Below are 11,305 nucleotides of genomic sequence, written 5' to 3'. Positions count from 1 at the left end.
CTGCACCTTTTGCAAAGAGATCGCTTTGAATTTTACTCAAATCTAAGATTTTGCAAAGGGTTCATGCCGTCTGAAAATTTTCAGACGGCATTTATTTGACAAAAGCAAAAAATAAAGCCTGAACAGAATGAGTTTGGTGGGGAGGGGAGTATGTTTCAGACGGCCTGAAAGCTATGGACATATGATTTTTTCAAGTATGTCAAAAAAAGCACTTGTTCGTGATCAGACAACACCGACAAAGCATTTTGATTGTTGCCTTGGACGATGGCGGTTGCTGGTACTTGCAGGTTTTGGGCTTTTTCACTGAAAAAAATCAAACAGGATCAGGCATCAATTGGGATTATGCTTTCGCACAATCAAGCCACCACGTTCTATTCGGGTCAATGTGTTGGCAATCGTGGTTTGTTTTCAATCGGCAATTACCACCGGTTCGTTTGGACTTAAATTTTACGCACCTTACAATAATCCTACACATAATAAGGGCAATTCGAGATTGTTTTCGGAGCAGGCGGAATGAAGACAGTCAGAAAATCCAACCACATAAAAACTGTCGCCGAGAAAAAAAGATGCCAATTGTGGCAATGGTCTGTTTGTGTTGCTGCATTGCGCTTTTTATCTGGCCTACAGAGCAAACACGGGAAAAGTTGACAGTTTGTTTTATGTTGTGCAGATGGTAGAATTGTTGACAAGGGCTGTGAACTCGTTTTTGATGGCTTATCCATGAAATGCGGTTTCAGTATCAGAAAGCCAAAGCTAAAGCTCCGAATCAAAGTATAATCATCTGCGGAAAATTGTTCCGAGTGATAAAAAACACGTTCAGACAGCCTGACGTTTCATCCGTTCAGGCTGTCTGAAAAATGCCCTGAAAAGCCGCAGCGAATCTGTGCAGACACGGTTCGGATATGCGATAATAAACCCGTCTCACCCACCTCCGCATTCAAACGCCGTGCTATGAACATCATGCCTTCATTTTACCGTTTTGCAACCGCTGCCTTCGGCGGCGGCCTGGTTGTTCCCTTCTTCCCGCCCGGCGGGTTTTTTTATGGACGTTTCAGGCTGACGGCCACTCTGTACCGTCTATGATTGCTGTCTCATACTGACATTGGAAAAGGAAATCCCATGCCCAATCCGCTTTACCGTCAAAACGTCATTTCCATCGCCGATTTGACTACGCCGCAGCTCGAATTGCTGCTTGATACTGCCTTGAAACTCAAAGCCGAACCACGCAGCGATTTGCTGGAAGGCAAACTCGTCGGCTCCTGCTTTTTCGAGCCGTCCACCCGTACCCGCCTTTCCTTTGAAACTGCTGTGCAGCGTTTGGGCGGCAAGGTCATCGGTTTTGCCGACGGCGCCAACACCAGTGCCAAAAAAGGCGAAACGCTGGCGGACACCGCGCGCATTATTTCCAGCTACACCGATGCGGTTATCCAGCGCCATCCCAAAGACGGCGCGGCGCGGGTATTGGCCGAATTTTCCGATGTCCCCGTTATCAATGCGGGCGACGGTACCAACCAGCATCCGAGCCAGACCCTACTCGATCTGGTGACGATTTATGAAACCCAGGGCACGTTGGGCGGTCTCAAAATTGCTATGGCGGGCGACCTCAAATACGGCCGCACCGTGCATTCGCTGACACAAGCCTTAAAACGCTGGGGCTGCGAATTTGCCTTCGTGTCGCCGCCCAGCCTTGCCATGCCCGACTACATCACTGAAGAGCTCGACGAAGCCGCCTGTGCTTATCAAATCCTGCCTTCGTTAGAAGCCGCCGTCGAATGGGCAGACATCCTCTACATGACCCGTGTGCAGCGCGAGCGTTTCGACGAACAGGAATTTGCCAAAATCCAAGGCAAATTCAACCTTAATGCTGCGATGCTGGCTAAGGCCGAAGCCAATCTGCGCATTCTTCATCCCTTGCCGCGTGTGGATGAAATCCACCCCGATGTCGATGCCACGCCGTATGCCTATTATTTCCAACAGGCCGCCAACGGCGTATATGCACGACAGGCAATTTTGTCGCTGGTGTTGAACGAAGAAGTGTAAGGAGCGGAAACATGACCCAAAAACAATACAGCGTCGAAGCGATTCAAAACGGTACCGTCATCGACCACATCCCCGCCGGCAAAGGCTTGGCGATTCTGCGCCAATTCAAGCTGCTGCATTACGGCAGCGCGGTGACGGTGGGCTTCAACCTGCCGAGCAAAACCCGGGGCAGTAAAGACATCATCAAAATCTCAGGAGTGCATCTCAACGAAAAAGCCGCCAACCGTCTCGCTCTGTTTGCCCCCGAAGCGACGGTGAACGTGATCGAAGATTTCAAAGTGGTGCAGAAAATGCCGCTCAGCCTGCCTGACACCATCAGCGAAGTGTTACGCTGTCCGAACACCAACTGTGCCAGCCACGGCGAACCGGTAAAAAGCCATTTTTACGTGCGCACGAAAAGCAGGCAAACCCGGCTGAAATGCCATTATTGCGAAAAAACCTTCTCGCGCGAATCGGTGGCCGAAGCGTAAGGGCGGACAAGCCTGCCGTTTATCGGTGCAAACGGCTGCCGGCCTTTCTGCGGCAATTGTTCTAAAACCGGCCGCATGGCATAATGCTTAATCATAAACAAATCTGTTAGGATAAAGGTTGAGTCCTTTGCAAAACCTTAATCAAAATCAAAAAAATTGCTTTAGGTCATTAAGTAGGCTTTTTTCATATCCAAACCTATCACTCCCGTATTCCCCATCTTCAGGGTGTATTTTACCCTTTCAGGCCGCAACAGGCACACGAAGCAGGTTGATACAACCTGCCTTTAAACGGCTTTGCGCCGTTACTGTTAACAGCCCGAAATAGGAAGTACGGCTGTATCGGAATGTACGGCGCAGCGTTCCGAAACCTTGTTCCACGACGCAGTTGTTTGCGTATTGGGTACAGCAATAGTAAAAACGTTACCGTTTCGCTTTAAAAACCCGAGTACAGTGACTTTACCGGCAGCACCGCGACAGCGTTTACCTTGACGTTGTCTGCCAAAATCACTTTCATCAACTTCTATTTCCTCATCAAACATTTCCAGGCTGTTTTGATAAATGAGTAATCGTAAACGGTGAAAATCATAGGAGGCGGTATTTTTGTTTACGCCAACTGATTGAGCAGCTGTTCTTGCCGTGACACCTGCAACAAACAGCTCAATGAGTTTGTTTTGTTTGTACCAGCTTAGACGGCTTTTACGTATGGGGATAGTTCTAACTTAATTTGAATTTCCCTAGTTATCTAGGGCATCCCAAAAAATAATAATCATACGTTATCAATTATTTTGGGGCTGACGTAGATTATCCCCAAACACCACACCATTGCCGCAGCATTTTAAGCTGCCCGGACGGTACGCCAAAGTCAAAGCGGAACCCGCATTCTTTCAAGGACAGCGGGCAAGATTTACGGCCAACCCCATTGTATTTGCGCAAGACGCACTTCGCCCGGTTCCAACAATTTCCAATGCCGCCGATATGGTTTTGACGGTTTTTTGCTGTGGCCGTTACGCTGGTTGGGCTGCAACTGCTTTTGTTCGAGGTATTGTTCGGTTTCGGCTTCCAATGCGGCCTCGGCCGGTTGTTTGATGGGCGGGGTAAGGGGGCCGTCTTTACCGGTCAGTGCCTGTCCGGACTGAAGGTGCCTGAGTGCGGTTTCGAAATCAAATGCGGGTTTGGTCATGTGTCTTCTCTTTTATGGGGGTTTAGGGGATTGACACAGATTTTTGAACAGTACCACTTCACCCCTAAAATTTAACCTTAAAAGTTATTTAATTATTAAAAACTTAATTTAAAAATATTTTTTACATTGTATTTCCCCTCCTGATTCACTATATAAATGGAGTATAAAAAATCAATCATTGCCGATTATCCCCCAAGCCATTCCTCTCTCAAATTTTATGGCGTATTCGGATTGTTTTCTCACCTGATATTCCAGCATTTTGATGACCTTAGATCCTGATTGCATCCTTTTCATCTCTGTCGCCTGAAAATCACCAATCGGAATGTCGTAATTAGCCTCTATCCACTGCATGCCATCAATGCCTGTTTCGTACGCCCGCTTGACGGGCGCCGCAAAGCTCATAATAGAATCTTTCATCAGTCTTGATTTTATTGCGATAATCTTCGTCTTAATCATGTTCCAAACAGAGAGAGTGCTATCCCGAGTCGTTGGCAATCTCCGCCTCGCTTATACCGTTTACCGCATTGGCAGCCGCTCACTTGTTTTGATAGTCGATTAAAATCGAATCAATACCGTATTGGTGCGCCTTTCCGTACTAAGTGTATTATCTTCGGCGCACAGCCTTGTCTTGATTTGATTCTAATCGACTATATTTTTACCGTGCATGACGGCACTACCTTATCCGAAAAACGTTATGGTTGATGAAAATCAACCATAAAAAGAAAGTCCGACAAGCGGGCTTTTATTATGGATTTTGGTCTATTGGACATTCCAAGCCCGGAGGGCATCAGGTTTTCGTCTTTAATTCAGTGAATTTCCCCTCTATAGCTGTTTTACTAAATAACGGGCACAGAAATATCCAAATGCCCTCACTCCCGCTCAGGCGGGAATGACGGATTTCAGGTTTCAGACGGCATGGTAAAAACTTGTACTCATTTTTAAGTCAAACGGCAATAGCTGGCTCAGAAATGCCATGACACCAAACCTGCGGCCGAAGGATGGTATTGGCAGCAGTCTTTTCCGACTGAATGGGCTTTGAAAGGGCTTGTTTGGTTTTACGGCGGATGGTTTTCCCGTTGCGGTGGTGACGCTGCACCGGTTGCGGACAGGTCTGCCTGCCATGGGTGTATCCGTATGCGGGCAGCCCGGGGATGCGGGTTTTGGGGTGGGGAGATACGTGTTACACAGAGAGCATTTATATCTTTGCCTGCCGTTTTTACGGCGGTTCTTCACCGGGCTGTTTTGATGGCAAAAAGGACGCTTTTTATAAACATTGGCAAAAAACCGCCAAAAGGCCTGTATGATAAGGTTTCCGGCGGTTTTTATCATCCTTAATGTCCGATAGGCCGCCGATTCTGATATAAAAACAGCTGAAATACCTTAACGGTATTTCAGCTGTTAGATTATCGGGGTTTTTCAAATGACCTTTGATTGTGTTTCAGACGGCATGCAGTGTTATTCTACGGTCACCGACTTGGCCAAGTTGCGCGGTTTGTCCACGTCGGTGCCGCGAGCCAAGGCGGCGTGGTATGACAACAGTTGCACGGGAATGGTGTGGACAACCGGTGACAACACGCCGGCATGGCGCGGGGTGCGGATGATGTGCACTCCGTCGCTTTCGTTGAAGTTGCTGTCGAGGTCGGTGAAGACGAAAAGCTCGCCGCCGCGTGCACCGACTTCCTGCATATTGGCTTTCACCTTGTCCAGCAACACGTCATTCGGCGCAATCACCACCACCGGCATATTCTCGTCTACCAGTGCCAAAGGGCCGTGTTTTAGCTCACCTGCCGGATAGGCTTCGGCGTGGATGTAGGTGATTTCTTTCAGTTTCAATGCGCCCTCGAGGGTGATGGGGTAGTGAATACCGCGGCCTAAGAACAAGGCGCTGTCTTTTTTGGCGAACTTTTGCGCCCAAGCAGCGATTTGCGGCTCGAGGTTCAAAACGTGTTGGATGCTGCCCGGCAATTGGCGCAATTCTTCCACATAAGCGTGTGCTTGCTCTTCGGTCACATAACCGCGCAGTTTGCCCAAGGTCACGGCTAAGCCGAACAACACTACCAATTGGGTGGTAAACGCTTTGGTCGAAGCCACGCCGATTTCGGCACCGGCGCGGGTGTAGAGTACCAATTCGCTTTCGCGCGGCAGGGCGGATTCCATCACGTTACAAATCGACAGGCTGTGGTGTTGGCCCAAAGATTGCGCGTACTTTAAGGCTTCCATGGTGTCGAGTGTTTCGCCGGATTGGGAAATGGTCACTACTAACTGTTTCGGATCGGCGATCACGTCGCGATAGCGGTATTCGCTGGCAATTTCGACGTCGGTCGGCATTTTGGCGATGCTTTCCAGCCAGTATTTGGCGGTGAGGGCGGAATAGTATGAAGTGCCGCAGGCCAAGATTTTTATGCTGTGGATGTCGGCAAATACGTCGTGTGCTTTGGAGCCGAAGTTTTCAGGATCAAACCCGCCATCGATGAACACTTCTGCCGTGTCGGCAATCGCACGCGGCTGCTCGTGGATTTCTTTTTGCATGAAGTGGCTGTAAGGGCCCAATTCCAAAGAAGCCAGCGACAATTCGGATACTTTTACTTGGCGGTCGGCCGGTGAGCCGGTTTTGTCGATCAATTGGATGATACCGTCGGCGTTGAGCAGGGCAATGTCGCCGTCTTCTAAGTAAGAGATTTTACGGGTGAAGGCAATCACGGCCGATACGTCGGAGGCAATGAAGGTTTCTTGGTCGCCGAAGGCTACCAACAGCGGGCAGCCCATGCGTGCTACAACCATTTCTTTATCTTTTTCTTGCGAAATCACGGCAATCGCATACGCGCCGTGGAAATTTTTTGTCGCGGCCTTGACGGCCTCGTAAAGATTACCGCCGTTTTGGCTGTATTCGTGGTTGACACTGTGGGCAATCACTTCGGTATCGGTTTGCGATTCAAACACATAACCCAAACCTTGCAGGCGTTCGCGTTCGGTTTCAAAATTTTCGATAATGCCGTTGTGCACCACCGCAATCATGCCGCCGGAAATATGCGGGTGGGCGTTTGGCTCAGTTACCCCGCCATGGGTCGCCCAGCGGGTATGGCCGATACCGATGCGGCCGTGGATGCCTTTTTCGCGTGCAGCATCTTCCATTAATTGCACGCGGCCGACACGGCGAACGCGGCGGATTTTTTCGCCGGTGTGCACGGCAATGCCGGAAGAGTCATAGCCGCGATATTCGAGACGTTTCAAGCCGTCTGTTAAAAAATCTACTACATTTTGGTTGGCGCGGATGGCGCCGACGATACCGCACATAGATGTTCCTTAGTATCAAAAAAATTTAAACAAATGCCCGTTGGGGCGGTAAGGTTTCAGACGGTCTCAAATCGTTAGGCCGGCTGAAAGTAAAAACGGATATTCAGACATAATTTCCGAGTCATTGAAATAATAGGATTTTTGCTGTATCTGCAAAAGCTGTCTGCCAAACAGTAGTAGAAAAAGGCTAAAGGCCGACAGGAAAGGTTATTTTAAAAATAAAAACTTTTTGCTTTACGAAAAACAGGATTAACGTTTGCCGGCGCAAAATCGTTCAGACGGCCTGTTGCTGTAAACGCTGTAACACCGCCAATGCTTTTTGCCCATGTTCATACGGCACAAAAATATGATCGTGCCGCGTACCGGCCACTACGTTGCAGCTGATGCCCGCTTCACCCAGTGCGCGGGCGAAGGCGGCGGTCAGACCGACGGCGGCGAGATCAGAATAGACGTTTAAAGTCAGCCACGCGCAGCGTATGGCGATGTTCAAACCGTATTGTCCGGCAGTTTGTTCGGTCACAATCACCGACAAACCTTCGGCTTCACGTATGGTGGCGACGGTTTGCTCAAACGGTAAGTATTGGCCGTCTGAAAGAGTGGCAAAGCAATAGATACCTTCGTTTAACACCGGCTGCATGGAGCGGATGAGTTGGGTAAGGTTGCTGACGAGTTGGGCCATAGTGGTCTAGCGGCGTTTCTGTTTGATAGGGTGGAAAATGTAAGAGCAAGGCGGACGGAATTGTCCGCCTGACTAAGTTTAAGATGCTCAGGTTTAAATGGGATTGGAGGCATAAGTCTATAGAATTTGTTCACTTCCCGCTATTAAATTTTGAGATTCTGTATATATATGTATACGAATTATTACAGTATTATACAGAAAAATATCATAGCAATCCGAAGTAGTTTCAAAAAATCATATTTTTATTTCGGCGTAAATAATAGCTGATATTGGTCCTGATGCTTTCTCAACATTTGCATTATTAGGACGTGTCCCCATTTTGTCTGCGTAGCAGATTTTCGAGCAGAAAAGCGTGTAATGATGAAATGAGGATACGCCCTAAAATGGAGGAGGCTTGGGAAGAAATAAATTTCCTTCCCAAGCCTCCTCCTATAAAATCAGCAGCCAATAACTGTAGTGATTTGGAACAAGCCGTCTGAAAATATTTAACTCGTTCAGACGGCCTGTTGTCTTTACTGTAAAATGGTTGCTTTATCCAACCGTAAACCCAGTTTTATGACCGCTACCGCCCAAATCATCACCAGCTACGGCCGTCGCTACATCGTACGCATGCCCGACGGGAAAACCTACGATGCCACCACGCGCAAAAAGCGCGTTGATTTTGCCTGCGGCGACCAAGTCGACATCAGTCCGATTAACGCCGAGCAGGTAGTGATTGAAGATTTTCAGCCGCGCCAAAGCCTGCTGTACCGCCAAGATGCGTGGAAAACTAAGCTGATTGCGGCCAATGTCAGCCAATTGCTGATTGTTACCGCTGCCGTTCCCAGTCCGAGCGAAGCCCTATTGCAACGCGCATTATTGGCAGCTGAAGCGGCTGAAATTGAAGCGGTAATTGTGTTGAACAAAGCTGACTTATCCGAAACGGCCGCTTGGCGCGAGAAACTTGCGTTTTACGGAACCTTGGGTTATCGCGTGCTGGAAACGCGCGCGCTGGAAGGGGCGGAAACCTTAAAGCCGGTTCTACAAGGCCACACCAATATCTTTTTGGGGCAAAGCGGCATGGGCAAATCCACGCTCACCAACGCACTGTTGGGTAACCAAGCGGCACGCACCGGCGATATTTCCACCGCACTCGATTCCGGCAAACACACCACCACCCATGCACAATTGTATGATTTAAATGACGAAACCCGGCTGATTGATTCGCCCGGCTTACAGGAATTTGGTTTACACCATTTGGAAGCCGCCGACTTGCTCCACTATTTCCCCGACTTACGCCACTTGGCAGGATGTTGCCGCTTTCACAACTGCACCCACCGCGCCGAACCGGGTTGCGCCGTGAAAGCTGCCGCTGAAGCCGGTGAAGTGAAAGCCGAACGGGTGGAATTTTTGCAGCGTATAACGGAAGAGTTGCTGCGTTAAGGTTTCTGTAAAAATCAAAGCCGGCTGAAAACAACGATTTCAGACGGCCTTTTTCACGTTTAAAAATGCTACAATAACCCTTTGATTTTTCCTACCTGATACCCATGAAAAAAGCCGCCCCGAAATCTTTTGAAGAAGCGTTGAAACGCTTGGAAACCCTAACCCAAGCCATGCAGAGCAGCGATATGCCGTTGGAAGAAGCGCTCGCTGCCTATCAGGAAGGCAACGAATTGGTGCAGTATTGCCAAGAAAAACTGGCCGAAGTCGAACAAAAATTGCAGGTTTTGGATGCCGGCGAATTGAAGGAGCTCAACCTTGACCCAAGCGAATGATTTAAAAGCATGGCAGCAAAAAGCCCAAGCGCAAACCGAATTGGTGCTGGAACGCTTATTGCCGTCCGAACACGACAAACCGGCCAAGCTGCACGAAGCCATGCGTTATGTCACGCTTGGCGGCGGCAAGCGTTTGCGCCCGTTGCTGGTGTTGGCCGCGTCGGAATTGGGCGATGCAGACAATGCGGCGGTCGAACAGGCAATGGGTGCGATTGAGATGGTACACGTTTATTCCTTGGTACACGACGATATGCCGCCGATGGACAACGACAGCCTGCGCCGCGGCAAGCCGACCTGTCATGTGCAATACGACGAAGCTACCGCGCTGTTGGTCGGCGATGCGCTGCAAACACAGGCGTTTGGCGTGTTGAGCCGCGCTACCGAATTGCCTGCCGCACGTCAGTTAGCCATGTTGTCCACGCTTGCCAAAGCCGGCGGCAGCTTGGGCATGGCGGGCGGTCAGGCGATTGATTTGGCCAATGTCGGCAAAACGATGAACCAAGCCGAATTGGAAGAAATGCACGGCTTAAAAACCGGCGCGCTGATTCGTGCCGCTGTGGTCTTGGGTGCGCTGGCCTGCCCCGATTTGAGTGATGAACAAATCGTCCAACTCGACCAATACGCCGCCAAACTGGGTCTGGCGTTCCAAGTGGTTGACGATGTGCTCGATTGCGAAGCCGACACCGCCACGCTGGGTAAAACCGCCGGTAAAGATGCCGGCAACGACAAGCCGACTTATGTCAAACTGATGGGCCTGGCCGAAGCGCGTGCCTATGCAGAAAAACTGGTCGACGAAGCCGTGGCCTCATTACAGCCGTTTGGCAGCAAAGCCGCCCATTTGCTCTGGTTAGCTGAATTTGTGACTGCACGCAAGAATTAAATTTGTTGGTTTGAAGTCAAACAAGGCTGTCTGAAACTGCTAAACCCAAGTTTCAGACAGCCTTGTGTTATAATCGCTTCCGCATACAGGCCAGACAGACAGTCGCCGCGTAACGCGTAAGGCTTACGGGGAGGAAAGTCCGGGCTCCAAAGAGCAGAATGCCGGCTAACAGCCGGGCGTGGTGACACGACGGAAAGTGGAACAGAGAGCAGAACCGCCGATGGCCATGATTCCCGCCAGCCTTTTGTGCCATTACAGGGTGGAATGCCGAGGGCAGTACAGACAAATAGTATGCTAAGGCATGACAACGCAGCAGGGAGCAAAAAGCTGGCGGGAAGGCACAGGTAAGGGTGAAAAGGTGCGGTAAGAGCGCACCGTGCGGCTGGTAACAGTCCGCAGCAGGCTAAACCCCATTCGGAGCAAGACCAAACAGAACGCATTGACGCGGCTCGCCGAGCGTTCGGGTAGGTTGCTGGAGCGTATCAGCAATGGTGCGACTAGAGGAATGACTGTCCGACGACAGAACCCGGCTTATCGTTTGGCCTGTGTGCAAAAGATTGATGAAGGCCGTCTGAAAGGTTGCAATTTTTCAGACGGCTTCCTATTTAGGCAGAACCATATGGCGGATCGGTTGGTATGCAGATTATGCATGGCCGTCATGAGGCGACGGATACTGTTAAACATAAGGGAAAAGACTTTTGCAAAACTCAACCTGCCTCAGCCCGTCATGATCGGGTGCCGACCGATCATCCAGTATTTAGAGCAGTTTATCTACCGTCGAATGTCAATATATTGATGAAAGTAAAAGTTTCAAATTCAGGTATCATATTCCGAATCTCAAGGGCCCAATACTGACCGGTAAAGACGGCCCCCTTACCCCACCCATCAAACAACCGGCCAAGGCCGCATTGGAAGCCGAAACCGGACAATACCTCGAACAAAAGCAGTTGCAGCCCGGCCGGCGTAACGGCCACAGCAAAAAAACCGTCAAAACCGGTTCCGGCAGTT

At 49.8% G+C, this 11,305-nt stretch carries 9 protein-coding genes, 1 other RNA gene and 2 pseudogenes; 6 read left to right on the top strand and 6 right to left on the bottom strand.

The annotated features are described in order from the left end of the window. Positions 1-1,119 precede the first annotated feature (1,119 nt). On the top strand, positions 1,120-2,040 hold the full coding sequence (gene pyrB / locus C7N83_RS11075) for an aspartate carbamoyltransferase (RefSeq protein ID WP_106742677.1): 921 nt from the start codon (positions 1,120-1,122) through the stop codon (positions 2,038-2,040). An 11-nt stretch (positions 2,041-2,051) separates the two neighbouring features. Further along, positions 2,052-2,510: an aspartate carbamoyltransferase regulatory subunit gene (gene pyrI, locus C7N83_RS11070; protein ID WP_106742676.1), complete on the top strand. Its 459-nt coding sequence runs from the start codon at positions 2,052-2,054 to the stop codon at positions 2,508-2,510. Between the two features lie 386 nt (positions 2,511-2,896). Here pyrI and C7N83_RS11060 read toward each other — a convergent pair. The 6 genes and pseudogenes from C7N83_RS11060 to C7N83_RS11035 form a co-directional block, all read right to left on the bottom strand. Continuing rightward, a pseudogene (locus C7N83_RS11060) lies at positions 2,897-3,214 on the bottom strand (IS1595 family transposase); the annotation flags it as partial. 97 nt (positions 3,215-3,311) lie between these two features. Next, a pseudogene (locus C7N83_RS11055) lies at positions 3,312-3,500 on the bottom strand (IS1595 family transposase); the annotation flags it as partial. Then, on the bottom strand, positions 3,415-3,690 hold the full coding sequence (locus C7N83_RS11050; RefSeq protein WP_106742674.1) for a hypothetical protein: 276 nt from the start codon (positions 3,688-3,690) through the stop codon (positions 3,415-3,417). The pseudogene C7N83_RS11055 and the gene C7N83_RS11050, both read right to left, overlap by 86 nt. Positions 3,691-3,861: 171 nt before the next feature. Further along, positions 3,862-4,107 carry a hypothetical protein gene (locus C7N83_RS11045; protein WP_146135147.1) on the bottom strand — a complete coding sequence of 82 codons (246 nt, stop codon included), beginning with the start codon at positions 4,105-4,107 and terminating at the stop codon, positions 3,862-3,864. A gap of 1,038 nt (positions 4,108-5,145) precedes the next feature. Further along, positions 5,146-6,984, bottom strand: coding sequence for a glutamine--fructose-6-phosphate transaminase (isomerizing) (gene glmS, locus C7N83_RS11040; protein ID WP_106742670.1), 1,839 nt, complete (start codon positions 6,982-6,984; stop codon positions 5,146-5,148). 274 nt (positions 6,985-7,258) lie between these two features. Further along, the gene (locus C7N83_RS11035; RefSeq protein WP_106742669.1) at positions 7,259-7,663 is read right to left on the bottom strand and encodes an ACT domain-containing protein; all 405 of its coding nucleotides are present in this window, start codon (positions 7,661-7,663) and stop codon (positions 7,259-7,261) included. 555 nt (positions 7,664-8,218) lie between these two features. Between C7N83_RS11035 and rsgA the strand changes: the two genes are divergently transcribed. The 4 genes from rsgA (at position 8,219) to rnpB (ending at position 10,847) form a co-directional block, all read left to right on the top strand. After that, the gene (gene rsgA / locus C7N83_RS11030) at positions 8,219-9,085 is read left to right on the top strand and encodes a ribosome small subunit-dependent GTPase A (RefSeq protein ID WP_106742679.1); all 867 of its coding nucleotides are present in this window, start codon (positions 8,219-8,221) and stop codon (positions 9,083-9,085) included. 104 nt (positions 9,086-9,189) lie between these two features. Next, positions 9,190-9,417 (top strand): exodeoxyribonuclease VII small subunit, encoded by a 228-nt coding sequence (locus C7N83_RS11025; protein ID WP_106742667.1) that lies wholly within the window; start codon positions 9,190-9,192, stop codon positions 9,415-9,417. Further along, positions 9,401-10,297 (top strand): polyprenyl synthetase family protein, encoded by an 897-nt coding sequence (locus C7N83_RS11020; protein ID WP_106742665.1) that lies wholly within the window; start codon positions 9,401-9,403, stop codon positions 10,295-10,297. The genes C7N83_RS11025 and C7N83_RS11020 overlap by 17 nt, the downstream gene beginning before the upstream one ends. Before the next feature lie 86 nt (positions 10,298-10,383). Next, an RNA gene (rnpB, locus tag C7N83_RS11015) (RNase P RNA component class A) lies at positions 10,384-10,847 on the top strand. The last annotated feature ends 458 nt before the right edge of the window (positions 10,848-11,305 follow it).

This window comes from Neisseria iguanae, assembly GCF_003013245.1.
Classification (GTDB): domain Bacteria; phylum Pseudomonadota; class Gammaproteobacteria; order Burkholderiales; family Neisseriaceae; genus Neisseria; species Neisseria iguanae.
Note: the sequence above shows the minus strand (reverse complement) of the source record. Positions and strands in the feature narration are given on the sequence as shown.

Excerpts from the sequence above, each read along its gene's own strand:
- rsgA (WP_106742679.1), top strand. The coding sequence starts at position 8,219 with ATGACCGCTACCGCCCAAATCATCACCAGCTACGGCCGTCGCTACATC.
- glmS (WP_106742670.1), bottom strand. The coding sequence starts at position 6,984 with ATGTGCGGTATCGTCGGCGCCATCCGCGCCAACCAAAATGTAGTAGAT.
- C7N83_RS11050 (WP_106742674.1), bottom strand. The coding sequence starts at position 3,690 with ATGACCAAACCCGCATTTGATTTCGAAACCGCACTCAGGCACCTTCAG.
- pyrB (WP_106742677.1), top strand. The coding sequence starts at position 1,120 with ATGCCCAATCCGCTTTACCGTCAAAACGTCATTTCCATCGCCGATTTG.
- C7N83_RS11025 (WP_106742667.1), top strand. The coding sequence starts at position 9,190 with ATGAAAAAAGCCGCCCCGAAATCTTTTGAAGAAGCGTTGAAACGCTTG.
- C7N83_RS11045 (WP_146135147.1), bottom strand. The coding sequence starts at position 4,107 with ATGAAAGATTCTATTATGAGCTTTGCGGCGCCCGTCAAGCGGGCGTAC.
- C7N83_RS11035 (WP_106742669.1), bottom strand. The coding sequence starts at position 7,663 with ATGGCCCAACTCGTCAGCAACCTTACCCAACTCATCCGCTCCATGCAG.
- pyrI (WP_106742676.1), top strand. The coding sequence starts at position 2,052 with ATGACCCAAAAACAATACAGCGTCGAAGCGATTCAAAACGGTACCGTC.